Origin of the sequence: Niallia sp. Kr1, assembly GCF_050389805.1 — a bacterium.
Lineage (GTDB): Bacteria > Bacillota > Bacilli > Bacillales > Cytobacillaceae > Bacillus_BD.
Genome location: NZ_CP130945.1, coordinates 2,252,866 through 2,276,175, shown reverse-complemented (window position 1 = coordinate 2,276,175; position 23,310 = coordinate 2,252,866). Strand labels below are relative to the sequence as shown.

The 23,310-nt window shown below is 34.9% G+C and carries 23 protein-coding genes and 3 pseudogenes; 7 read left to right on the top strand and 19 right to left on the bottom strand.

The window, feature by feature from the left end:
* Positions 1-28 precede the first annotated feature (28 nt).
* The 5 genes from Q5760_RS10960 to Q5760_RS10940 all read right to left on the bottom strand — a co-directional run bounded on the left by Q5760_RS10960 (position 29) and on the right by Q5760_RS10940 (position 4,720).
* Positions 29-871 (bottom strand): ABC transporter permease subunit, encoded by an 843-nt coding sequence (locus Q5760_RS10960; RefSeq protein ID WP_428912208.1) that lies wholly within the window; start codon positions 869-871, stop codon positions 29-31.
* Positions 871-1,656 carry a phosphonate ABC transporter, permease protein PhnE gene (gene phnE / locus Q5760_RS10955; protein WP_428912207.1) on the bottom strand — a complete coding sequence of 262 codons (786 nt, stop codon included), beginning with the start codon at positions 1,654-1,656 and terminating at the stop codon, positions 871-873. The genes Q5760_RS10960 and phnE overlap by 1 nt, the downstream gene beginning before the upstream one ends.
* A gap of 12 nt (positions 1,657-1,668) precedes the next feature.
* Positions 1,669-2,433: a phosphonate ABC transporter ATP-binding protein gene (gene phnC, locus Q5760_RS10950; protein WP_428912206.1), complete on the bottom strand. Its 765-nt coding sequence runs from the start codon at positions 2,431-2,433 to the stop codon at positions 1,669-1,671.
* 109 nt (positions 2,434-2,542) lie between these two features.
* The gene (locus Q5760_RS10945) at positions 2,543-3,574 is read right to left on the bottom strand and encodes a PhnD/SsuA/transferrin family substrate-binding protein (protein WP_428912205.1); all 1,032 of its coding nucleotides are present in this window, start codon (positions 3,572-3,574) and stop codon (positions 2,543-2,545) included.
* 12 nt (positions 3,575-3,586) lie between these two features.
* Complete coding sequence (locus Q5760_RS10940) at positions 3,587-4,720, bottom strand: phosphonoacetaldehyde reductase (RefSeq protein WP_428912204.1); 1,134 nt, start codon at positions 4,718-4,720, stop codon at positions 3,587-3,589.
* Between the two features lie 228 nt (positions 4,721-4,948).
* Here Q5760_RS10940 and Q5760_RS10935 point away from each other — a divergent pair, with 228 nt between their 5' ends.
* Positions 4,949-5,725, top strand: coding sequence for a DeoR/GlpR family DNA-binding transcription regulator (locus tag Q5760_RS10935; protein ID WP_428912203.1), 777 nt, complete (start codon positions 4,949-4,951; stop codon positions 5,723-5,725).
* Positions 5,726-6,025: 300 nt separating this feature from the next.
* Here Q5760_RS10935 and Q5760_RS10930 read toward each other — a convergent pair whose 3' ends face one another.
* Together Q5760_RS10930 and Q5760_RS10925 are read right to left on the bottom strand one after the other, a co-directional pair.
* Complete coding sequence (locus Q5760_RS10930) at positions 6,026-7,264, bottom strand: Zn-dependent hydrolase (RefSeq protein ID WP_428912202.1); 1,239 nt, start codon at positions 7,262-7,264, stop codon at positions 6,026-6,028.
* Between the two features lie 170 nt (positions 7,265-7,434).
* Entirely contained in the window at positions 7,435-7,776 is a 342-nt protein-coding gene (locus Q5760_RS10925; protein ID WP_428912201.1) for a winged helix-turn-helix transcriptional regulator, read from the bottom strand.
* Positions 7,777-7,914: 138 nt separating this feature from the next.
* Between Q5760_RS10925 and Q5760_RS10920 the strand changes: the two genes are divergently transcribed.
* Positions 7,915-8,499 carry an NAD(P)H-dependent oxidoreductase gene (locus Q5760_RS10920; RefSeq protein ID WP_428912200.1) on the top strand — a complete coding sequence of 195 codons (585 nt, stop codon included), beginning with the start codon at positions 7,915-7,917 and terminating at the stop codon, positions 8,497-8,499.
* A gap of 91 nt (positions 8,500-8,590) precedes the next feature.
* Here the strand turns inward: Q5760_RS10920 and Q5760_RS10915 are convergent, their stop codons facing one another.
* The 3 genes from Q5760_RS10915 to Q5760_RS10905 all read right to left on the bottom strand — a co-directional run bounded on the left by Q5760_RS10915 (position 8,591) and on the right by Q5760_RS10905 (position 9,884).
* The gene (locus tag Q5760_RS10915; RefSeq protein ID WP_428912547.1) at positions 8,591-8,803 is read right to left on the bottom strand and encodes a CBO0543 family protein; all 213 of its coding nucleotides are present in this window, start codon (positions 8,801-8,803) and stop codon (positions 8,591-8,593) included.
* Entirely contained in the window at positions 8,770-9,057 is a 288-nt protein-coding gene (locus Q5760_RS10910; RefSeq protein ID WP_428912199.1) for a CBO0543 family protein, read from the bottom strand. Before Q5760_RS10910 ends, Q5760_RS10915 begins: the two co-directional genes overlap by 34 nt.
* A 212-nt stretch (positions 9,058-9,269) precedes the next feature.
* Positions 9,270-9,884: a GNAT family N-acetyltransferase gene (locus tag Q5760_RS10905; protein ID WP_428912198.1), complete on the bottom strand. Its 615-nt coding sequence runs from the start codon at positions 9,882-9,884 to the stop codon at positions 9,270-9,272.
* 372 nt (positions 9,885-10,256) lie between these two features.
* Here Q5760_RS10905 and Q5760_RS10900 point away from each other — a divergent pair.
* A pseudogene (locus Q5760_RS10900) lies at positions 10,257-10,424 on the top strand (TrkH family potassium uptake protein); the annotation flags it as partial.
* Between the two features lie 56 nt (positions 10,425-10,480).
* Here the strand turns inward: Q5760_RS10900 and Q5760_RS10895 are convergent.
* On the bottom strand, positions 10,481-10,756 hold the full coding sequence (locus Q5760_RS10895; protein ID WP_428912697.1) for a hypothetical protein: 276 nt from the start codon (positions 10,754-10,756) through the stop codon (positions 10,481-10,483).
* A 310-nt stretch (positions 10,757-11,066) separates the two neighbouring features.
* Positions 11,067-12,629: an alkaline phosphatase family protein gene (locus tag Q5760_RS10890; RefSeq protein WP_428912197.1), complete on the bottom strand. Its 1,563-nt coding sequence runs from the start codon at positions 12,627-12,629 to the stop codon at positions 11,067-11,069.
* Between the two features lie 475 nt (positions 12,630-13,104).
* Here Q5760_RS10890 and Q5760_RS10885 point away from each other — a divergent pair.
* Positions 13,105-13,659: pseudogene (locus Q5760_RS10885) on the top strand (YkoP family protein).
* A gap of 471 nt (positions 13,660-14,130) precedes the next feature.
* Here the strand turns inward: Q5760_RS10885 and Q5760_RS10880 are convergent.
* Complete coding sequence (locus Q5760_RS10880) at positions 14,131-14,769, bottom strand: NAD(P)-dependent oxidoreductase (protein ID WP_428912196.1); 639 nt, start codon at positions 14,767-14,769, stop codon at positions 14,131-14,133.
* Positions 14,770-14,979: 210 nt separating this feature from the next.
* On the opposite strand from Q5760_RS10880, the gene Q5760_RS10875 reads away from it, so the two are divergent.
* The 3 genes from Q5760_RS10875 (at position 14,980) to Q5760_RS10865 (ending at position 18,156) form a co-directional block, all read left to right on the top strand.
* Positions 14,980-15,420: an Rrf2 family transcriptional regulator gene (locus Q5760_RS10875; RefSeq protein ID WP_428912195.1), complete on the top strand. Its 441-nt coding sequence runs from the start codon at positions 14,980-14,982 to the stop codon at positions 15,418-15,420.
* 660 nt (positions 15,421-16,080) lie between these two features.
* Positions 16,081-16,614, top strand: a complete 534-nt coding sequence (locus tag Q5760_RS10870; protein ID WP_428912194.1) for a GNAT family N-acetyltransferase — start codon at positions 16,081-16,083, stop codon at positions 16,612-16,614.
* 1,062 nt (positions 16,615-17,676) lie between these two features.
* On the top strand, positions 17,677-18,156 hold the full coding sequence (locus Q5760_RS10865) for a hypothetical protein (protein ID WP_428912193.1): 480 nt from the start codon (positions 17,677-17,679) through the stop codon (positions 18,154-18,156).
* A gap of 103 nt (positions 18,157-18,259) precedes the next feature.
* Here the strand turns inward: Q5760_RS10865 and Q5760_RS10860 are convergent, their stop codons facing one another.
* From Q5760_RS10860 to Q5760_RS10835, 6 genes and pseudogenes are all read right to left on the bottom strand, one after another.
* Positions 18,260-18,433: a hypothetical protein gene (locus tag Q5760_RS10860; protein ID WP_428912192.1), complete on the bottom strand. Its 174-nt coding sequence runs from the start codon at positions 18,431-18,433 to the stop codon at positions 18,260-18,262.
* Between the two features lie 199 nt (positions 18,434-18,632).
* Positions 18,633-18,839, bottom strand: coding sequence for a hypothetical protein (locus tag Q5760_RS10855; protein WP_428912191.1), 207 nt, complete (start codon positions 18,837-18,839; stop codon positions 18,633-18,635).
* 1,742 nt (positions 18,840-20,581) lie between these two features.
* Positions 20,582-21,769, bottom strand: a pseudogene (locus Q5760_RS10850) (M56 family metallopeptidase); the annotation flags it as partial.
* Positions 21,766-22,170 carry a BlaI/MecI/CopY family transcriptional regulator gene (locus Q5760_RS10845; protein ID WP_428912190.1) on the bottom strand — a complete coding sequence of 135 codons (405 nt, stop codon included), beginning with the start codon at positions 22,168-22,170 and terminating at the stop codon, positions 21,766-21,768. The pseudogene Q5760_RS10850 and the gene Q5760_RS10845, both read right to left, overlap by 4 nt.
* Before the next feature lie 296 nt (positions 22,171-22,466).
* Positions 22,467-22,754, bottom strand: a complete 288-nt coding sequence (locus Q5760_RS10840; RefSeq protein ID WP_428912189.1) for a hypothetical protein — start codon at positions 22,752-22,754, stop codon at positions 22,467-22,469.
* Positions 22,754-23,053 (bottom strand): DUF2089 family protein, encoded by a 300-nt coding sequence (locus Q5760_RS10835; protein ID WP_428912188.1) that lies wholly within the window; start codon positions 23,051-23,053, stop codon positions 22,754-22,756. Before Q5760_RS10835 ends, Q5760_RS10840 begins: the two co-directional genes overlap by 1 nt.
* Positions 23,054-23,310: the final 257 nt, after the last annotated feature.

Sequence of the window (23,310 nt, the reverse complement as noted above, 5' to 3'; positions counted from 1 at the left end):
CGTTCCTATATTCTCCTTCGTCTATGATTTAGTCAGAAGTTGCTGGGAAGTAACGTTTTTTCAGACGGGTTGAAATGATCTCTAATAAAAAGGCAATGATAAAAATAGCGTAGGTAATAAAGCCAACCTCTCGCATATCAAAGTAGAAGCTAGAAGCCATAAAAAGCTCAAACCCAATTCCGCCTGCTCCTGCCGCCGCCCCCATTGCTACGGCTACACCGAAGTTGATTTCAAACCGTAAGAAAGTCCATGATAATAAATAGGTAAAAGTAGACGGTACGACACCACTTTTTACAATATGCCACCAGTTCGCACCAGTTGATTGCAGTGCCTCAAAGATTCCTTTATCGACTTCTTCAAATGCCTCTGAAAAAGCTTTTACTAAATAAGCAATCGAGTGAAATAACATACCAAGAACCGCCGCTTCACTTCCCAACCCAGCGGCAATCGCAAAGATTAACACCCATAACACCGTTGGAACAGCCCGAATAATCGCAACAAATACGCGAACCATTCTTGATACCCATAGGGGAGCTAAATTCGTTGCAGCCATCAAAGAAAGGAAAAAAGCAATAACTGCACCAATAATCGTAGCTAAGAACGCCAAACCAAGTGTAATTCCAACTTGATAGATGGCTTCTCCAAAATCAAAATGATTCAATGTCGGCTCCAAAAACATCACTTTCAAGTTATAAGCGGTTTCTGTAATCGCTGAGCCTAAATCCAGCCCCGCATAGTTAAAGAAAAGAAAGGAAACAACGGTCAAAAGTGTTAGAATCATTAATGTCCATCTTATGACTCCATCCCCTTTGTTACCCGATTTTATATGAATACGACCGTCTTTCTTTCTTTTCATGTAGGTTGCTTCCATTATAGAATCACCTTCCGTACATAATTTGAAATAAGATCTACAATAATTACGGTAATGACAATACATACTGTCACAAGGGCTACAACCTCATAATTTAGCATCTTGTAATACATATCAAAGGTATAACCAATTCCCGTTCCTGTTAAGATTCCTACCAATGTGGCATTTCGAATATTCGTTTCAACCATAAACAACACCCAACTGATCATCTGTGGCAAACATTGTGGAATTACAGCCTTCCCCACGATTTGGAAATAGGTTGCCCCTGTTGCCGTTAATGCTTCAACAGAGCTTTGGCTGGCTTCATCAATCGATTCGATAAATGCCCTTGTTAAAAACCCTACCGTCCCAACAAATAGAGCAAGAAATCCTGTTACGGAATTTTGTCCGAAAGAAATAAGCAAAACCAACGACCACGCGACAACGGGGATATTTCTAGATATGGAAGCTATAAAACGGGCAAATACACTTAAGAAGTTATTCACTTTTGTTGTTTTTGATCCCACTACTCCTAAAAAGAGAGAGACAACAGCCGCGATCGTTGTGGCCGCAATAGACATAAAGATGGTTTCAGCTAATTTTTCCAAGATCTTTGGCAATTTATCAAGCGATTCCTGTGTCACCATTAAGTTGGAAAAGATCCAACCAATGGCTTCAGGAATTGTCGCCATCCCCTCTACAAAGTTAAAGGTTGTAATAGCTGATGATAAATAGGTAAGAAGGATGATAATAAGAAGAAAGATTACTGTCTGCCATCTGCTTTTTCGCATCGTTTTTTCATTCACTGTCATTTCTCCTTACGCTGTTATTAAATCTTTCATTTTGGTTCCATAAATTTTGTGAATTTGTTCTTCAGAAAGCTCACTGCCCTTTCCATAAAAGACAATTTCTCCTTGATTCAACCCAATAATTCGATCTGAATAGTGTTGCGCCACTTCCACTTGGTGTAAATTCACTAAACAGGTAATGCCCATTTCCATACTAATTGATTTTAAATGGTCCATAATCACCTTAGAAGAATTCGGATCCAGCGAAGCAATCGGTTCATCACAAAGAATCAGTTTCGGTTCTTGAATAAGCGCTCTACATATCCCTACACGTTGCTGCTGACCACCGCTTAATTGGTCACAGCGCTTATAAGCATGTTCATGAATTCCCAGCTTCTCCAGCAGGTAAAAAGCACGTTCTTTTTCTTCCTCTGTATATCTACCTAACAGTCCTTGCAGGGTTGTTTTATAACCAAATCGGCCATGTAGTACATTCTCAATCACCGTCAAGCGAGGTACGAGATTATAGTGCTGAAACACCATCCCTATATTCGTTCGCAATTTACGTAATTCTTTTTTATTTAAACTTCCAACATTATAATTGTTAAAAATAATCTTTCCTTCATTAAACTCAACCATTCGATTAATACAACGCAGCAAGGTAGATTTTCCAGCACCAGACGGACCAATGATTGAGACAAATTCCCCTGCTTTTATATCAAAATGAATATTCTTTAATATTTTTTTGTCTGCTGTATATGATTTTCCAAGGCCTTCTACCTTTAACAAAGACATTTGAATTGACTCCTTTTTGGTTAAATAGCAAGTAAGAGTGTGTATAACAAATATCCGCATATACACACTCCACTTCTTATACATTATTTCCTATTGATGAAGTGGTCTATTATTTTGAAAGTTCTCGGATTGGATCATACCATTCATCTTCTACAGCAACTAGTCTTTCTTGACCTTCTTTAGAGAATAAAGCTGTCTGTTCTGAATCTTTTGGAGCAAAGATTTTTTCATTGTTTGCAAATTCATCTGAAGTGAATAGTTGTTGAATTTTATCAAAATCTTCTTGACCGATTGTATCCATGTTTACAACAAATGGTTCATTTAATACTGGTGTAGCACTCATTAATGTAAATTCTTTACCTGTAACAGTATTAAAAGGTTCTGCAGCATCATCTTTAACTCGATAAACCGCACCGACTGTATTCTCATCACCTTCAGCAATTTCCACATAGTTATCCACACAAGTATCACAGAATGCGGCAACATCGGCATTACCCGTTAATAAATTGACTGCGGAGCCTTGGTGAGAGTTTCCAAATAATACTTGAGAGAATAATGGTCCGCCTTCCATTAAATCCTCTGCTGTTAAATCTGCATACTCTTCTTTTTGTGTGAAATGACCAAGAATGCTTTGGGATGGCACCTTAAACCCTGATGTTGAGCTGTTAGATACGAATGAAAACTTTGTATTTGCTATTTTATCGAGTGAAAATTCCCCATTTTCTTTATACTTGTCTTGCTCATCGACATTAACAGCTAACCAGCTATAGTATTTAGCATCATCTAAAGTACCAGATTTTCCAGATTTCACAGCAATTGTTTGAACAGCGTCATTCCTATTTTTTGCTTCAACATACGCTTGTGCTCCCGTAAATGCAAGGTCAGCATTATTGTTCACCAACGTTTCAATCGCAATGGCATAGTCCGTTGTTAATTGATGCTCTACTTTTTTACCTGTTACCTCTGAAATAAGCCTACCAATTTCATCTCGAGATGACTTCATATCTTCACCGGACTCGTTCGGATACCACACCATTTTAATGACATCATCCACTTCTACAGCACCGTCGTTACCTCCACTACACGCCGTTAATAACACAGTGAATAGTAAGAATATTGTAAGCATAAATTTTGTCTTCATTTTTTTCTCTCCTTAATAGATTGATAGTAAAATTTGTGTGACATCTTCTTTTGTTAAAGCAACTGGGTTGTTGTCCATCCGACCCTTTGTAAAGGCATTTGCAGCAATCGTTTCAATGATTTCTTCGTTGGCTTCGTAGTCTTTAAGGCTGCTCGAGAAACCTGATAGCTGATGGAAGTGCTCAATAAGCTCTTGAATCTCGCTGCAGCTGCTTACTCCAAATGCCTGGAGCAATTTTTCGTTTTCAATAATAGAGTCAAAATTGATCTCCATCACTTTGGCCAACGTGATACTTGCTGCTATCCCATGGACCATTCCAAGTTCCAATGTCAGAGGATATGATATGGAATGGCACGCCGTTGTCCTCGTGTTGCTAAAGGCTAGACCTGCATACAAGCTTCCTAAAGCCATTTCATTTCTTAATGTAAGGTCATTCGGCTGATTAAAGACCTTTTCAAAGTTATTGACAATTTTTTTGATCGCTTCTAATGAATAGATTCTTGAAATTTCATTAGAGCTTTTTGACCAGTAAGCCTCTGTTGCATGACATAAAGCATCTAAAGCGGTTGAAGCCGTTAATCCCTTCGGTAAAGTTGCTGTCAGTGTTGGGTCAATGATGGCAGTATGTGCATATATTTTTTCCCAATCAACTGACATTTTAACTCCGTTAGCGCGATCCCAAATGGTTGCCCAGCAAGTAACCTCGGATCCCGTACCTGAAGTTGTCGGAATCCCTATCCATGGTACGAAGTTTTGATTTTCGATATAAAGCTTTTGTTTAATGATAGAGCGTAAAGTTGAGGAAGAATCTATTTCCATTCCCTTTAAAGCCGCTAAGGATTTTGAAAGATCCAGAACACTGCCTCCCCCAATTCCTACTATGCATTGATAATCAAAGTTTTCAATTTGTTTATAGTAATGAAACAAGTCTTCCACATCAGGATTAGATATGTTCACTTCTAACTGTTTGACTTCAACATCCTCAAGGCATTGATAAAGACTGCATCCAGCCTCGGATTGTGAAAAATCACCGCCTCGATGTAAAAGCACAATATTTCTAAGTTGAGGATTAATTGTATTTAATACATCCTCTATAACGTCTATCTTATTTATTTTAATTTTGACTGGATTGTAGTAGCTTCCCATTCTGTTAGATCCTTTCCTTTTCGTTTTTTTGCTTCGTAATGCAAGATTAATCGGTTTTTTGCTGTTTTACAATGTGTTTTACACTTTAATTACATAACCTTTACACTTTTTTCGTAGAATATATGTAACTTTTACTTTACAAAATGCTTTTTTTTGCTTTATTTTGCTTTTTTAAAATCTATGATATGCTTTTTATACTCGTTATTTAAAGGAATAGGAGAGAGCGATATGATGTTACAGGAGCAAAGACATCAAATGATTGAATCCTTTTTAAAACAGCAAAAAGCTGTAAAGGCTTCTGAGCTTGCTACTTTATTGGATGTCTCAATTGATACTGTTCGAAGGGATTTAGAGGTTTTAGAGAAAAATGGAGTGCTAAAAAGAGTTCACGGCGGGGCTGTTTTAATCCAAAATACGGATAATGTACTTAACAAGCTTTTTAATGAAAGAGAAGTTAAAAACCTAGAAAAAAAACAAGAAGTTGCTTCATTAGCGATTGAATTAATTGAAGAAGGGCAGGCAATCGCTCTAAACGGCGGGACAACAACGATTGAAGTTGCGAAGGTACTTGTTGAGAAGTTCAAGAGGTTAACCATTATTACCAATGATCTTCGGATTTTATCCATTCTTGGTGCGAACAAGGGGTTCAATGTCATCCTCACCGGCGGTTTTTTTAATCCAGAGGAATATACTTTATATGGGAAACAATGTGAAGAAATCCTTTCTCATTTTAATATTGATATTGCTTTTATCACAGTGAATGCATTATCACTTGAACATGGTTTAACTGATTTTAGAATGCATGAAGTAGGCGTTATTCAAACCATGCTTTCACGGACCAAATACAAAGTAGTAGTGGCGGATTCATCAAAGTTTGAAACATCATCTTACATCAATATTTGTCCACTAAAAGAAATTGATCTTATCGTTACTGATAACTCACTACCCTCTAGTGTGGTACAAGAATATAACAAACAGGGTATTCGAATTCTTTCTCCTCACTAATCCATAAGGATTGGAATACTAATAATGGAATGGCCACTGGCATTACGGTCTTATCTATAAAATAGATGATTAATTTGATTGTTATTACTTAATTATCTATTCTTCAGTAATCAGAGTGCAAAAAAGTTCTGTTATCAACCCTTCTAGAGTGAAAAACAGAACTTCACGCGTGCTCCTGATTATTGAACAAACAATAGTAACTTACATGTAAAACAATCACCAAATACAAAAATTTGTTCTATCTCGCAACCTCATTCTCCATCTATAGTAGCAATCCCTTTTCCTTAAAGATAAGACTTTTTATACGGTTTTTGCGTAATGAAGTACGGCTTCTTCCAGAAGGTCTATGCCTATTATTATATCATCCATATCGGTAAATTCATTTGGATGGTGACTAAGTCCATCTACTGATGGAACAAAGATCAGTCCAACTGGACATAACTTTGCCATGTTCATCGCATCATGCCCTGCCCCGCTTGGCATTAATTGATAAGAATAAGCTTTGTCTTCACATAAATCGGTTAACGTTTCATTCAGCTCAGAAGAAAGTTGTACAGGTTCTTCCTTACTAATCACCGTACTTTGAATGTCTAGCTGTCTTTTATTTGCTACGAAAGAAATGGTTTTGTTTAACTCGCTCAAAACGGCATTTCGTGATTCTACCGAAGTGGATCGAATATCTACCTTCATTTCTACTTCACCAGGTACGACGTTCATGGCACCACTTTGGATATCCATTACCCCTACCGTTGCGACCGTACCCTTTTTTTGTTCCTGTTTGGCCGCTCCTTCAAGAGCTAATGATATTTCTGCAGCACCTAGCAGAGCATCCTGCCTCATATCCATAGGGGTGGTTCCTGAATGCGATGCTTTTCCCATTATTTTTATGATCAGTCTCACGGGAGCAGCAATTCCTGTAACAATTCCAATCTTCTTATGATTGTTTATTAATATAGGACCTTGTTCGATATGTAATTCAAAAAAAGCCTTAAACTCTTCGTTCACTCTACTCGCTTCATCAATATTTTCAAAATCCAGGGCACATAAAGAAAACGCCCTTTCCATTGAGATCCCGTCACGATCTTTTAGGTTTCGATACTTGTCCTTATCTATAAGACCTGCCATTGCTTTACTTCCGACTGTTGATACACCAAAACGGGCAGATTCCTCGCAGGCAAAAGAAATGACTTCAATCGGGTGCTCTGTATCAATGCCTTTTTCATTTAAACGTTTCACGACTTCCAATGCCGCGGTAACCCCTACAACCCCATCATATTTACCGCCTTGATAAACAGTATCCAAATGAGATCCCATCACAACCGGTGGAAGAGAATTTTTCCTTCCTTCTCTTCTAGCAATCACATTTCCACAAGCGTCCATCCTGATATCTAGGTTCTCATCTTTACACATTCGCATAAAAGCATGCGTACACGTTTGTTCTTCATTCGTGTAGGCAATCCTCGTGATCCCTTTTCCCTCGGTAGTTGTATATTGATTAATTTTATTCAATAAGGTTTGATATCTTTCCTTGTTGCACATAAAGGTACCTCCGACCTGTTATCATAGATAATCATTACTATACAATATTATGTTCATTTATCAAAAAGAAACAACGGGCGGTTCTCATGTTTAAGTAACAGGGGGACGGTTCTCATGTTTCAATATAGTAAGAATGTGATGAAACGTGAGAACCCGTCCCCCTGTTGCAATTAGCTCTTTATATGCTTTTCGCCCCACTCTCCCATGCTTTCCATGATTGGGACGAAGCTTTGTCCTTTTGCGGTTAATGAGTATTCTACTTTTGGAGGGACTTCTTTATAGATCTCTCTGTGAACCATTTGGTCTTCTTCTAATTCCCTTAACTGGCGAGTCAAGATTCCCTTTGAAATCCCTGGTAACAACCTTTGAAGTTCATTAAATCTTCTTGTTTGCCTGCTTAGATGCCATAAAATGATAAGTTTCCATCTTCCTGCAATTATATTTTGAGTTAGCGTAATGGGACATACTTCTTTTTGTTCCTCAGGAGGTTCATCAAACCAGCTTCGTGCCATAATCAAACTCCCCTCTTTCTAAAGGTCATATTTTTGTGACTATGTTATATAAAAATAACTACTTACAATAAGCCTTTTATTATTATAACATTTTAATGAGTTAGAAAATTCAATAAAAATTAGAGGAGGTAACGGGAAATGAACCATCTTATTGTTTACGCCCATCCACACCCTGAAAGTTTAAACCAGGCAATCTTGGAAAGAACCGTCAGTGCTTTAAAGAACAATGGTCACAAAGTGACGGTTCGTGATCTATATGAACTTCATTTTCAGCCTGTGCTGCAACGTGAGGATACGGCAGCCATGAAAAGAGGGCAAATCCCAGAAGATATTCTAACAGAGCAAGAGTTTATCAATGAAGCAGATGTGATCACCTTTATTTACCCAATCTGGTGGACTGGTCTCCCAGCCATTCTGAAAGGCTATGTTGACCGAGTATTTGCATACGGGTATGCTTATGCTTCTAATGAGGATGGAATTATTAAACTGTTAAGAGGAAAAAAGGGACTGATCATTAATACACATGGCACACCTAAAGAAGAGTACGATGAGATGGGAATGACGGCAGGTCTAAAAATCACCTCCGATATGGGGATTTTTGATTTTACCGGAATCCAACCTGTAGACCATTTACTATTTGGGAGCATCGGTTATCTTCATAAAGATAAATACAACGCCATCTTACAAAAAGTAGAAAAAACCATTCATTATCATTTTTCATGAAACACGGGGACGGTTCTCTTGTTTCATAGGGAAAATAGCGATGAAACACCAGAACCGTCCCTCTGTTTCTTTTGAATTTTCCATGTATATGTTAATAAGAAGGATTGGTTTTAGCATGAGGAGAGTGTAATTCCTCTTTAAAATACCATTTATAAAACATAAAACTCCAATACCACTGCCAATTTACATATTTAATTAAGTTTGTATATTTTTCAAGTAATGCTTCTATTAAAGTTTTGATACCGGTATAAGAAGCAATATAAATAAATTTCAAGAACTTACTACGATTTTCTGGATAATATATGTTAAATAATACACATAAAGATGGGTAAAAAAATATTCAAATGAAAAGCTACCTTTATATGCTTTCTTAAATAATCTAACAGGATATTTAATTAATCCTTTTTCAGCTACAAGAGTACCAAATAACCACGTAATCAATTGTTTATATAGAAACATGACGATTGATTGTCTGGACTTATGTGCAGGAACTAATTTAAGGAGAAGAACAAAACTCAATAGCAAAAAAAAGAATAGTATGCCTTTATCTCTTGACATTTAATCCCTCCATTCCGTATTTTAAGGTGTCCAAAAATATTCCTTATAATACAAAATGGCCAGTCTTTTCCTTTGTGTATATCCTTATACATCCTTTTTCAATTAAGATATACTAATAAATTAGCTAGGCAACTGAAGTATAATTGGCAAAGGCTTCACTTGAGCTAGAGGGGTTAAAGTTTGCTTTATCCAGGATCTTAAAGAGATATATGTTACCTTTTTACGTATTTCAAAGACAAAAAATGATTGATTCCAATTTTCCTAGCCCTTATCTCTGGAAGAGGCTTTCTTTTGTACTCTTCAAATCCCAATTTGTTGTATAAATTCATTGCCGAAGTATTCGTATCCGCAACCTCTTCAATGACATAATCCTTGTACGGTGTGTTTTCAATGATATGTTTTATAATTTGAGAGGCTACACCCTGTCCTCTAAATTCTGAAGATGTTCCAACAAACTCAATCGACCCTGTATTGGGAGGGAATTCTTCAAAAGGCGCTTCAAATTCCTTCTTAAGAAAGATCCCTGCCAAGCTTCCCTTGAAAAACCCTAGATGTTTCCTTAATTCCTTTTTATCTAATCGAACCGATCGATGGACACCATTTGTGCATGCTGTCATTCCAGCAATTTTATTATTCGCTATCGCTACATAAAATTGATTCAAAACAAACATATGAGCAAAAGCTTTTGCAATATTATTTTGATCCTTTGAGAAAAAAACAAGCCATTGTGAGAATCCTTCCGAAAAAATCTCAGACATTTGTTTTCTTACATCAAAATCCACTTTATCTGCTCTCACAATCGTAAATTTATCATTTTCAGATTCCATATATTACTCCTTTTTAATGCATGAAATATGTTCATTATCATAACCGAAGACTACGGTGTCAATCCTATTTCACCATCTTGCCCTTTAATGATATCCTTGTTCAAGGATATCCCTAATCATTGAATCATTATATTTTCCATTAGAAATACTTTATACTGAAACCAAGGTAAATGAATACCGAAACAATGATAAAACCAGTAAAGAATAAACTTTTGTTAAAAGTGGACCAGTTTTTCATCCATCCCCACCTGGCTTGTATCGGGGAAAAAAATTGGACTTAGGGAAAGAATCCTTATAACCGTCGAAAAAAACAACTTGACTTTTTCCGGGATTATTCGGTTCATACGAAAGACCTTCATGTTCTTTGTCATGATTGAGTTATTGGGCGCTGTTGGATTGGGTACCTATTTTCTGAAGTATTTTCCAACATGGCAAAAGGCTTATTTGCAGGGTTTTTTCGCTTCTGTGGCGGCTTCAACAAATGCTGGTTTTGATATCACAGGAAAATCATTGATTCCATTCACAAACGATTATTTTGTCCTGACCCTAAGTTGTTCCTATATTTCTCATAAGTCATTCTTGTTTTCTTCAAATATTCAGGCTTCAATAACAGCCATTTCCCGTATTATTCGACTAGTGGCATCCCGCACTTGTTTCCGATCCAATACGTAGTCGTTATTCCTTGCACCGATCCAGAATATGCCGAAGCTAGAGCCGGCTAGAAGTTTGAGATCATTTTTGTAGGATAAATATCCGGTGTATGCAAGTGTCGAGTTTCCAGGAGATATCGGAAGGGCAATTAATTCCAAGGGCAGACCGAATACCAACACTAAATATCCATATTGAGCAAACAAACGTTCAACAATTTCCATAAACGCTCCTCATTACTACCTACTTTTTTAGTTTTTTGTATAGAGGATAGTCAGATACCGAGCTTATATTAATCCTATTACAGTATTGTTTGTTAACGATTAGACTTTATACAAAAATGGTGGCAGACATCACAGACAACAAATGTCCTTTTGTGGAGCCTACACCATAGCCATCTTGTATAATAAAATAGGGCTTGGAATAAATAATTTTAAACCATAAAAAATAGCAACCTTTTCGAATAAACGGGTTGCTGTTTTTATTTTCAAATCATTTATTTTAAGTTTAAAAGTAAAACTTCATTTTTAAACTTTATTTTAAGAGATCCAATATCCATTCTTTCAAATCAACAATACGCAAATGATCTATGCTTTTATTGGTTCCTGTTACAATAATAGGTGTAAGAGAATCATCTTTATGCATCGAGCCATGGGCTCCTCCGCCTGTATGTTCAGGAGAGCTTTCTCCAATAAATTCGTAACCAGGTTTAGCATCTACTATTAAAAATTCTCCCTTTTGTGAATGTAATGCGCCATACAATCTTGCTAATCCGTCTGGATAATCCCCATACTCAATTTGATTATTATTTTTTATAGTCAAATCAAGAATTGAGCTATTTCCTTTTATAGACCAAGTTTGTTTATAAATATCTTTAAAATCTCCTTCGGGTTTGAATTGAAAAGTCCCTTTTTGATCTCTTGATTTCACTTGAATCATGTCGTTTTCCTTCCGTGCAATCCATGCTATACGTTCATCTTCTAGCAACTTACTTGTAATATCTTGCAGGGAAAGATCCTCGCTGATCTTATATATATAGGCCATTCGTTCATTTGCTGTAATGACTAGTTCATCTTTATTACGAACAGGTTCATCAAGTCTTAAAATATTGTAGTTCGAAAGAGCTTCTCTTAAATCAATTAATGTTTCTTTTTTATTTTTTTTAACTGATGATTGCTTGCTGTCGCCAATGATTATCCAAATCACATTATCAAGTGCATTTTCCCAATTTGGAAAAACATTTAATATTTCCTGTAAATTCTTATCGATTTCCTCAATTCCTTCAGTCGTCTTAGGTCCCTTTCTATGAACAACATGATCATTTACCGGAAAGTACATAATCGTAAATTCAGGAAGTTTGTTTTTCTCTAAAAGATATTTTAATTCTTGGGCTGCAAATGCATCATTGAGTCCAAGCCGATTTACTAAATGTGAATTTTTATTATCCTGACGAATAAAAGCCCCTACAGACAATATCTTAGGTCCAGAAGTTTTGTAATGATCTGGCAAAGCAGTAGTTTTAGCTAAGACCTTTGGAACCTTAAGAACATGTTCATAATTTCCACGATAAATGAGAGAGTTAATAGATGCTGTTTGTTTCCCTTCTTTATCTAATACTTCGTGAATCGTTTCTACATTGGAGCTAAGATCAACATTATTGAATTGATTTAAGGCATCTTCCGCAAACTGAGAAACCCCAATTTTAACCATTTCGAAAAAGCCATTTCCGTAATTTATAATACGCTGTTCATCTTCGTCATACCATACAAGACCAGGGATTTTATGTTTATCAGGGTAAGTACCCGTTATTAAAGAACTGTCAATTGTAACGGACATGGTTGGATAGGAACTGACTAAGTTTTTATTATAACGACCATGATTCAAAAAAAATTCCAGGGCAGGCGCTTTATTCTCATCAATTGCTTTCTTTAAAGGTTCATCCATCAATGAATCGACAATAAGAAGAACAATTTTAGAGGAAGCTTGGTTATTTGTTTGTATAGCCATAGGACTATCTTGTTCTTCGTTATTTTTATGGGAAGAGCAACCAATTAATAGGATGGAAAGGAAAACAATAAAAGTCAAACGAAAACCCATGATTATTCCACCTTCGTGTTTTATAATATTCATTCGTGCTTTATTCTTAACGAGTCCTTCAATTTCTATGAATTTATTACGTTTGAAGAACAAAATATTAGACACAAACAACACTTTAGAGGAAATATGGAAATTGGAAGTCATGTATTTTTCATTTTCAAATAGCGCATTTTGTCATTGAATGAAATTAATGATTTTAAACTACAGTTAAAGATGGGGACACGCACTTGGAGCTGTTTAAGAAGAAATTTGAGATTAAGATCATTTATGGGGAAGTAACATTTTTTAGGAAGATATCGTTTAACTCCGGTAATAGCTCATAAAATAATGAATTCCCTCGGGATAACATTTTTATTAAAAAATAACATATCCTTTGTTTTCTTTCCGTTTAATCCCTAATTTACCATAAGTAAAATTTTATTTTTCGATAAAAAATAAAATAAAAAAATGGTAAAGAAAAAGGAGATCAGGAAACATGAGAGATTATCTTATCTCCATTTGGGGGTTACTAGATCCTTTGTATTATCATTGTACAAGACTTACATACCTTCCCACTAAAGAAGACAATATTTTCCGGGTAAGGCTGACAACATAAAAAGGCAGGAATATCGTCCTTTCAGATGGGACACAGATCAACAAAAACGATACATTAGTTAAAATTCATCTTCACAATGTTAGATTACTAAAAGAATTTAAAAACGTAAACAGTGAGATGAAAAAAGTAAAAATGATATATAGCTACGTTAAAAAGTCTTTACCTGCAATTGATCTTTAAATTCAAAATCATCCTCATTCAAGTGAGATTAAAGGGATTATAGGGATTACAACATTAAACAAAGACTGTGAACGGCTGGGTTTTGAGGTTTTTAACATTTCTCATCCTATTTATAAATGGTTTAAACAGATCGCTTTCTTACCCATTGAGATGATTTCTCCAATGAAAATTCTTTTTTTGCACATACTTAAACAACATAAACCGAGTTATTTACTAATGTCTAGGGATAGATTATCAAATATGTACAGACATTGATCGAATGTTACATCATGTCTTATATGGTTAGATTTTTTAATAAAAAAGAAAAAAGCCGTTATAAAATAACAGCTTTTTCCTTATATGGCTTTTACAGTTTGGACGAGACTAAATAATAGGCACGTTCTGGTGCGAAGAAACACAATACAGAAAAGCCTTTAGACGCCGCCTCTGAGTCCATGACAAAAGTTCCTTCTTCTAACAACGTTTTGTATGGGGGTACCTTTTATTTGCTTCTGGAATGTGGAGAAGTAGGAAATTGGAAGCTTTTTATGCCCTACAATTAGACCTCAAGACAAAACTGTCAGGTGTAATTCAGGGATCTCATGTTAGGCTTAAACGCTCTTCGAGAACCCCTATCACCAGCCGAAGTATGCATCCCACACATAGATCAGAGTAAGTTCCTTTATATTCATAATACTCCTTCAAAATTATTCGATTCCAAAAAACCTGCTTTTATGCCGTCACTACTTACTCTGCTTCACCAACGACAGTAAAACGTTCATTTATATGCTGTGGATTTTCAATTTCATCTAAAACTGCAATGGCGTAATCCGCATAACTGATATAGCTTTCACCTTTTGAATTTACAAGAAGATGATCTTTTCCTGACTTATAGGCTCCAGTTCTTTTTCCTTCCGCATCAAATACGGCAGAAGGACTGAGAAATGTCCATGTAATATCAGTTGTTGTCTGTAATTCTTGTAAATTTCGCCCTTGGCCTTTTGCAGTTGGTTTTACGAAATCTGGAAATTCAGGTGTATCAATTAACTGAACTGTTTTATTTTCATCGACATATAGGCTTCCAGCTCCTCCAACAACGATGATTCTTGTATCCGTTCCTTTAACTGCCTCAATGAGAGCATGTCCAGCATCCACATGTGCTTGCTCTTCACCAAGTGGAGCACCGAAAGCATTTACGACTACTTCAAACTGCTTAACATCATCTTGTGTAAGGTCTAATATATTTTTTTCGATCACCGTAACATTCGTGTCTTTTAGTTTTGATTTATCTCTTACGATAGCAGTAACTTGATGTCCCCGACTAACTGCTTCCTTCAAAATAAGGCTTCCTACTTTCCCACTTGCACCAATAATTCCAATTTTCATTTTATAGTCCTCCTGCATTGATAGATTTAGTTGTAATTAATTCGATTACCTGTAATCATTATAGTTACATGTTGGTTAGATGTCAACAAAATAATAAATCATATTTTATTATGATTAATCTTTTAAGTTATAATATACTTGTAATCGAATGAATTACATGATGAACATATTAATTTATTTTCTCGTAAAAAGTAAGGAAGGTGACTGAAGATGTCTATCAGCAGCAGATTTTCCGTTGGAATTCATATATTAACTCTAATTGAAGTAAATAAAGATGGAGTAAGTTCATCTGAATATTTAGGAAGAAGTGTTAACACGAACCCAGCCATGATCAGAAAAATTATGGGGATGCTAAAAAAAGCCGGATTAATAAAAGTACAACCTGGTATTGCAGGAGCAGAACTCGCAAAGGATTTATCGGATATTACATTGCTCGATGTTTATAAGGCCGTTAATGTTGTCAAGGACAACGAACTGTTTAGCATTCACGAAAATCCAAATCCTGATTGTACCGTTGGAAGGAATATTCAAAATACAATTGAACCACTCTTTTTCAGTGCCCAAAATGCAATGGAAAAGGTTCTCGAAAATGTAACCATCGAAGATGTAGTAAATGATGTTTTTGAAAAAGAGAAATTAAATGCTAAATGAATGTAATTGGTAATAGACATTCCTCTTTTCAGGAATGTCTTTTTTGTATTATCAAAACTTGAATAAACTAAGTCTTATTGAGTTAATCTGCCCTTTACTTTAAGGATTAAAATGGGGTCAGTCTCCCTACTTTACTTCATCGGGGGACTGACTCTAAGCTTCTCAAAAAGGGGCCTATCGGAATCAATAAAGCCTTAGGTAACTGGTAAATACCCATTATAAAAATCCAAAGGAAAATCGGTGGTTTCCTCTTCAATTCGCTTTATTATATTTCTTGCTTTCTCTTTAAATCTCGAACCTTCTTATCACGCATTTTATCTCCTACTTAGAATCCACTAAATTTTAACCTTTTTGTTTTCTGTATATACTTATTTCCTCCGTTTCCATTCTGAACTAAACTACAAGTTGCTTCAATAAAAAAAGCGATCCTCCGTTATTGAAGCATCGCACCACCGTTAAGAACAACAAGAAAATAATATACTGGAGTTTGACCTCTATGACATACCACTATAAAATAAAAACATACTGAATTGGAGGTTTTTGTTTGTTAAACTTATGTTTAGAACTGGGTATGTAACGCTTTCTTGATGACTTTGTGCATAAAGAAAGTGCCGTTTATAGGATAAAAATAAAGGATATAAAAAGAACAGGGGACTATAAATGGATATCACAATTCGACCAGAACTCAATACAGAATATAATTCAACGGAAGAAATGATAAAAGAAGCTTTTTTGAATGAAGAATTTAGCGATAAGCGAGAACATCTCCTTGTAAATAGGATTAGAAAATCAGATGCATTTATTCCTGAACTTTCATTAGTCGCATTAAATCAGGATAATAAAGTTATAAGTCATATTCTTCTATCGAAAATAAAAATTGTAGATGGTGATAACGCAGTCGATTCTTTGGCACTTGCTCCCGTTTCTGTAACTCCTGAATATCAGAAAAAAGGAATCGGAAGTCAGTTAATTCATGTTGCGTTAAAAAAAGCAAAAGATCTTGGTTATCGTTCAGTAATCGTTTTAGGACATAAAGATTATTATCCTAAGTTTGGTTTTAAACCAGCTAGCTTATGGAATATTCAAGCCCCATTTGAGGTGCCTGATGAGGTATTTATGGCTCTAGAATTAACACATCATTCTCTTGAAAAAGTGCAAGGTGTCGTTCATTATTCAAAAGCTTTTTTAGAGTAAAAGCTTTTAAATGATCAGATTTTAATAATAAGGGGTTGTCCGAAAAATGTTTTATAACATTTACTATGGGCTACCTCTTTTTTATGGATACATTAATTAATAACACTTCTTTTCTTCTTCAACTATTCTGTTCCTTCACAATTTGCATTTTACTTATTCAACAATCTGCCCCGTTTGCAGAAGACTGATGTGCCTGGATATCAATTAATTTTGGATGAAAAATGGGATCCGTCCCCCCTCCGCGGTAATACTCTTAATCGGGAGACTGCCCCTATGCTTCCTTGATATCCCATTTACATTCCCTGTTTGCACGATGATTTCGAACTAACTTGTTATAAACTGCCATGTAAAACCTTACGTGTTTATTGATTGATTTTATTTTAGCGAAAACAAAAACCTTCTTATCCATTATTCTGAAAGAAGGTTTTTAAAATAGTAATAAGCAGACGTGCTTCCATGATAATGATTAGACTATTAAATACTTATCTTATAGTGTGAGTACTGCGGATGGATTAAACAAATGTGCGGAGTTTTGAGCCACTATTGATTACAGTCAAAACCCCTTCTTATTTTTAGCAAAGAATTAGGCGTATCATCTACAACAATCGCGCACTTTAATGGAATAACTAAAAATATGGTCTCAATCCTAATTGAACAAACGCCACCCGTTAGTTTAAGTGCATTTTTTCACAAACTTATAACAGGGATGCTGCCCATTAGCAAAGGAGCGACTGCCATATTCCGCAAAAAGACCCACACCTTCTTTATCTTGGTTGCTCCCAAAATCATAACCATTACAAGTAATGCTAACGTACTAACCTGCAAAAAAGTACGGTATTACACTATTAATGCTTTTGACAAATTTCTATGTTAAACAACTGATTGATTAATAAGGTACTAAATCCACATAAATAGTACTTCCCATCATGTAATCACTGATAATACTGACGGATTTATCTTAAATTTATGTGCCTTTTGTTTTTTGCTGGGGAACTTATCCAATCAAAATGCTATGTCAATTCATTAACTGATAGTAGTGTTAATAGGAAGGTGGTGAAAGTATTGGATAAAGACAAAAAACATAGCTCTGGGGATCGCAGAAACACATGTTTGTCTGGATTAATACGCCAGTTTGTAGTAGGTATTAATGCGGATCCACTTCCATTATTACCTCCCCCCATAACTGATTTTATTACTATTTCAACATTGACGATTGCTATCGATAATCCTCTGGACACTGTAAGATTTTTAGCAACAATTGTAGCAAATAATGAAGGGTCTACAGTCGACTTTCCATCTGCACAGTTACTCTCCTACCGAATTAGACGTGTTGCACCAGAAGAGATTGTTATTTCTGTTTCAGATACGAATATTGATTTTGTAACAACTACTTTGACAGCGATAGATAGACCTGGTGTAGGGTTTTTCACTTATGTTTTAGAAGGAAGAGTGCCTAATTCAGCTCCAGGTAACGATAGTGATGAAGGGATAATTGAAGTGATCTTTACAGCTGAGGAAATCGAAAATAATATTCCTTGTTAAATATTCAATACAGAAAACTACTAACATTTTATTATCTCTTACTTTCGGTCTTTCCAAATAAGGAGAGACTGTTTTTGTATTTTAGTGAAAAACGGTATTCTTTTTACCTTCTTTTAGTATGAATAATTGCTTCTATGTAGACTAGCGATTCTACTACCATTTTCAACCTTTTTTCAATTTCATGGGGAGGAACATTCGCTAAGGAAAGAGGGAGGATAATATTTTCCTTTATATTTAATGTTTCTATTAAATTGTAATCCTGAAAAATAAAACCCAATTGGCCCCACCTAAAAATCACTCCCACTTTGTTCAACTAAACTACCATTTATTTATAATCTCAATAAAAAAAGCGCTTGGGCTTATACTTTTCCTAAGCGACTACATTCATTAAATTAGTTGCGTAATCCAACTAAATAGCAAAGCTTTCTTGCAAAAAAATTTTACAATGCTGAAAAATCCCCCTTGAAATTCTATTCCTAATAATCCTCTTGATCCCCTTCTTTTAGTGAAGCCAAAGCAGCAAGATCATCTTCTTCAACCTTTCGGAATCCTTTATCTAATCTTCCCGCATTCTCAATATCACCTGAAGCCTCGTAGCCGCTGACTTCAGCATTGGAAGTTGTCCCATAAAGACTCATTCCGCCCAATTTTACATTAATTTTTCTTTCTTTATTTTTATCCACTTTAATCACCTCTTTCTAGTAATGTAACCAAAGGAGATAAAAATTATAGACAATCGGCTTTTTCGCCTTTTTCACAACATAATTCAGATTATAATTTACATTGAAAAAGGCTTTGAGAAGTATCCTCTATGCCTTTCTTTTTATTATTTCTTCTTTCACTAAAGCACCCTATAGTTTAAGTAGAAATCTTCACAATCTTTTCTCTACCCTAACAAGAAATCTCTGATTACAAAAAGACGCCCTCTTATTAAAGAAAAGCGCCCTATAATGGAATAACTGGACCACTAACCTTAAAATCAATTGATTCTTCTGTCACTAAAACTGTTCTTTAGTTTAATATTTTGGATATTTCACTTCAAGAAATGTTTAAAATGTGGCAATTGCTACAAAAGAAGGCGCTACGTTGATTTAAAGTATTTTGCCTCTAACAGATTAAATCATTTAATTTGGTTCTTATTTTATTCTATAGACTTACTCTTTTCAAACGATTCCAATAGGATTTTAGCTTCCTTATTAGATATTCCTTGGGTAACTACTTCGTACATATAATCTCCTAAACTTCCAATATAGTGAACATCAGGAGTGTTTTTTATTTCAAATACATTCCATTGAATTCCATTTAAGGTGAAAGTGTCCAGTTTTTCCCCTTTTTCTTGATCAAAATCGCCGAATGATCTTACAACAGAATCTTTGTTATAGATTCTTACATATAACAAGCGAGAACCAGATCCACGTTCGTTTGCTGCTTTTTTATAGCTATATGTTAAATACGCTTGATTGAATTCTTTATATCTTTCCATACTTGCTGAGAAGATCTGTAATTCTGGATCTGAAAATTCGTAAAGGAAAGGTATTTTTGTGCGTAGTATATTCAATACAGTTTCAACCTCTTCCCTGATTGAATCTGCATGCTCAATAACCTCAATTTCCGTCTCCTTAGAGTCTTTAAATAAAGGATCCGGTATTTGCATTTCATGATAATTTTCCAAAAGAGGAATGAATTGTGTTGTATTAATTGGGACATTCACCGATAAACTTTCTGGGTGAAGGTAACTAATGATTTCACCATTAGCATTGTAAATTTCACGTTTTAATAATATACCCGTATCTCTATCAACCCAAAAACGGAAGCTATCTGCCTGTGGTTGCATAATATTAACAATGCTTTTATCTATGCTTCCGTATAAGACAATCGTATTATGACCTAGCAACTCTTCATTTTGCTTCTCTATATCCCAATGGTTTAAGAATCTCAAATATTTAGCTGTTATCTCGTAAGGAAATAATGATGAGTTTCCACCTACAGGTCTTTCCCTAAACTTATCATATGAATCATAAATTTTATTTATATTAATTGAAAATACTTCCTCAGGTTTAACAATTTCTCTACTAGGATCGGATTCATAATCAGTAGTATAATAGGTCTTTTCATCATTATCTAATTGCCAGATTCTCTGATCATTATAGAATATTTCGTCCGTTTCTATTTTCGATCCTACTATCTTTTCATCAGGGATGTTTATGGTCTTTTCATAACCACCAATTAAGTTTTTGTTACTAATTTTGTATTCGACTACAGCTTTACTTGTAGAATGATCATAGTACACATCATAAGTTTCGAAGTTTCCAATGGCAGTGTGGAAATAATCCACTGTATTTAATAGTTTTGTTAGGACTTCTTCTTTCGTTAGATCCTTGTAGGACTCCTCTTGTGCAGGGGGTGTATAGAGAGAATTATTTCCTGATTGTTTCTTCTGGTCCAGTGTTGTTACCTTATTTTTTATTTGTTCTTCCTGCATTTCATTTGACCCATCTGCACGTACGATTAGTAAGGATAGCGATGAAATAACGATCACAACAATAATTCCAAGAGCAGACCAACGATACGATTTCTTTTGGAATTTTTTAATCATAAAAATTCTCCTCTTTAAAGTTCTTTTATTTCTACTTAAATTTGCCAAGCTGGGTACTTGATAATAATTAGAATAATGTTCTAAAAGACTGATAATGGTTAGTCCGTAAGAGATTTTTTCTTCTTCCTCCATAAACGTAAGAGCATACGCATCACATGCAAGTTCCTGATCCTCTCGCATGCAAACGTAGGCATACCATAGAATCGGGTTAAACCAATTTAAGATCAGTAAACTATGCATTAGCCAATTAAAACCAACATCTCTTCGCTTAATGTGGGCTAATTCATGATAAAATATATGTCGTAATTGTTGCTCAGTAAGTCGATTGATATGAGCGCTTGAGAGTAATACTCTTGGGCGAAAGAATCCAAGAACTGTTGGACTTGATATTTTCCCAGCTAAAAGTAGTGGGATACATTGCTGGACAGACATGGATTTCTTACATTTCTCAAAAATATTTATAATCTTTTTATCCGTAATTTTAGGTTGTTGTTGTATGTAATAGTTTAATCGTAGATTTACAAGATAAGTGGCGAAACCTAATACAATAACGCCCGTTAGCCATATATATAAAGCAATGGTATATAAGGAAATTGGTTCTTTCTTTTGCTGTTCAATAAGAGTGGTTGTTTCTTTATCACTTTCCTTAGATGTTTGTAGTGTACCAGCATTGTAGCTTCTGTCATTTGTGACTGCCTTTGTACCAGATATACCTGTCGTTTCATGCATGCGTTCGTTTTCTGAAGAAACAACTGGCTGGCTTTGATAAGAAACGGTCGTTTTATCACCATTTGGTAGGATTGAATATATACTATACGAACTATCTGGTGACCAAGGGAGTAGTAGTCTCACAATTAAAACCAGCCAAAGTAGATAGTGCCACCTTGGGGTTAGCATGTGTCTGAGTACGGTTTTAACTAATAAAATGAGTCCCACTAGTATGCTTGCCATAATAGAAGTTTCTATCACCCAGTCGAAAAAGCGAGGTAGGTAAATGCTTAAAAAAGAATCTATCATTTTTCCCTATCCTTCCCCCCATTTTCTTCAGCCTTCTCATCTAGAATACGTTTGAGTTCATCGATGTCTTCTGAAGATAATTTTTCTTCTTTCAAAAAATTTACAAGTAGCGGTTTAAAGGCTGCACCATAAAAACGTTTGAGTAGGGATTTTGTTTCTATTTGTAAATAACTTTCTTGCGAGACCAAAGGATAATATGCATACATACGCCCTTTATCCTGATGATACGAAACAGCCTTTTTTTGGACTAATCTATTAATAAGTGTTCGAATGGTTTTCGGTTTCCAGTCCATTGTTGGCTCCAGCTTTTCAATTACTTCATTCGCTGTTTGAGGGGATTTCTCCCATAGAACTTTCATGATTTCCAATTCAGCTTCAGATATTTTAGGTAATTCTTTCATTAATTAGATTTACTCCTCTCCTAGATTACATTTGTAATTTCATGGTTAATATTACAATTGTAATCTATAATTGTCAACCTTATTTTAGGTTGTATCTTATGGAATAACATTGACTGACGTTATATGCTAGCAATACCGTAAGCGTTGAATTTTCTTGAAAAATTCTTCCTTCATTAAATGGCCCTATACATAAAGAAAGAGCACAATTTCTATTCTGGAATTGCGCCCGATTGTGGAATATTGAAAATACGAATTAATATGCGAATAATTAACAACTTCCCATTCTCTCATTTTCTCTATTTCAAGTCGTGGGTTTTCATTTTATCCAATTCCTTTTTTCTTTTCTCATGAATATACTTTCTACCTCCATTCCATTCTGCACACAGGAAAAGCATCCCTAATAATAGATAGAAGAAAAAGCCGATAGTACTTTCAATATGATTTGTTACAAACTGCCATGTCAAAAATATAATATATGCTACTGGTAAAATGGCTCCCCAATAGATATTGTTCCTTGTAGAAAAGAAGAATTGAACAGCTAAAATACCAGCACCAATAAAAACCCCATAAAAATCCAATGGCATTACTTCTCATCCCTTTCTTGTTTATATTTTTCAATAATTAATTTAGCATCTTCTACACTTATGCGATCATCAATCGACAGGCTCTTGATAAATTTAATAAATTCCTCGTTTTCTACGGCATCATTCATTTTTATCTTATCGATTAATCGATCAAGTTTAAGTCTTACCGTTGGGTATGATACATCATAAACCTTTGCGATCTCTTTTAAAGAACCTGAATGAAGTACTAAGTTTTTAACAAACTCTAAATCCTCATTTTCCAAGGCTAAAATCCAGTTTGGAATATTGTTAATAACCACAGCTCACCCCTCCATTTATTTTTATTAATTTTAGTTTAACATATATTTTAATATTATTAAATATGAAATAAATTTTATTAAAAATAATTTGTATGTTTTGTTTAATTATTTTTAAAATAAAAAGAATCCATTTTGAATTAATTTGCTCAAATGGACTCTTTCTTTATCAATTTAAATATACAGTTTAAGAACAACCTTTCACAATCTCTTCTAAAATTTAACCTATAAATCCAATTTTATTTAAAGGTATTTCTCCA

What these genes read in the sequence shown, in the direction of transcription:
- Q5760_RS10890 (WP_428912197.1), bottom strand. Translation starts at nt 12,629, where the DNA reads ATGGGTTTTCGTTTGACTTTTATTGTTTTCCTTTCCATCCTATTAATT.
- Q5760_RS10910 (WP_428912199.1), bottom strand. Translation starts at nt 9,057, where the DNA reads ATGTCAAGAGATAAAGGCATACTATTCTTTTTTTTGCTATTGAGTTTT.
- Q5760_RS10875 (WP_428912195.1), top strand. Translation starts at nt 14,980, where the DNA reads ATGTCTATCAGCAGCAGATTTTCCGTTGGAATTCATATATTAACTCTA.
- phnC (WP_428912206.1), bottom strand. Translation starts at nt 2,433, where the DNA reads ATGTCTTTGTTAAAGGTAGAAGGCCTTGGAAAATCATATACAGCAGAC.
- Q5760_RS10870 (WP_428912194.1), top strand. Translation starts at nt 16,081, where the DNA reads ATGGATATCACAATTCGACCAGAACTCAATACAGAATATAATTCAACG.
- Q5760_RS10940 (WP_428912204.1), bottom strand. Translation starts at nt 4,720, where the DNA reads ATGGGAAGCTACTACAATCCAGTCAAAATTAAAATAAATAAGATAGAC.
- Q5760_RS10960 (WP_428912208.1), bottom strand. Translation starts at nt 871, where the DNA reads ATGGAAGCAACCTACATGAAAAGAAAGAAAGACGGTCGTATTCATATA.
- Q5760_RS10945 (WP_428912205.1), bottom strand. Translation starts at nt 3,574, where the DNA reads ATGAAGACAAAATTTATGCTTACAATATTCTTACTATTCACTGTGTTA.
- Q5760_RS10935 (WP_428912203.1), top strand. Translation starts at nt 4,949, where the DNA reads ATGATGTTACAGGAGCAAAGACATCAAATGATTGAATCCTTTTTAAAA.
- Q5760_RS10845 (WP_428912190.1), bottom strand. Translation starts at nt 22,170, where the DNA reads ATGAAAGAATTACCTAAAATATCTGAAGCTGAATTGGAAATCATGAAA.
- Q5760_RS10905 (WP_428912198.1), bottom strand. Translation starts at nt 9,884, where the DNA reads ATGGAATCTGAAAATGATAAATTTACGATTGTGAGAGCAGATAAAGTG.
- Q5760_RS10925 (WP_428912201.1), bottom strand. Translation starts at nt 7,776, where the DNA reads ATGGCACGAAGCTGGTTTGATGAACCTCCTGAGGAACAAAAAGAAGTA.
- Q5760_RS10840 (WP_428912189.1), bottom strand. Translation starts at nt 22,754, where the DNA reads ATGCCATTGGATTTTTATGGGGTTTTTATTGGTGCTGGTATTTTAGCT.
- Q5760_RS10930 (WP_428912202.1), bottom strand. Translation starts at nt 7,264, where the DNA reads ATGTGCAACAAGGAAAGATATCAAACCTTATTGAATAAAATTAATCAA.
- Q5760_RS10895 (WP_428912697.1), bottom strand. Translation starts at nt 10,756, where the DNA reads ATGGAAATTGTTGAACGTTTGTTTGCTCAATATGGATATTTAGTGTTG.
- Q5760_RS10880 (WP_428912196.1), bottom strand. Translation starts at nt 14,769, where the DNA reads ATGAAAATTGGAATTATTGGTGCAAGTGGGAAAGTAGGAAGCCTTATT.
- Q5760_RS10920 (WP_428912200.1), top strand. Translation starts at nt 7,915, where the DNA reads ATGAACCATCTTATTGTTTACGCCCATCCACACCCTGAAAGTTTAAAC.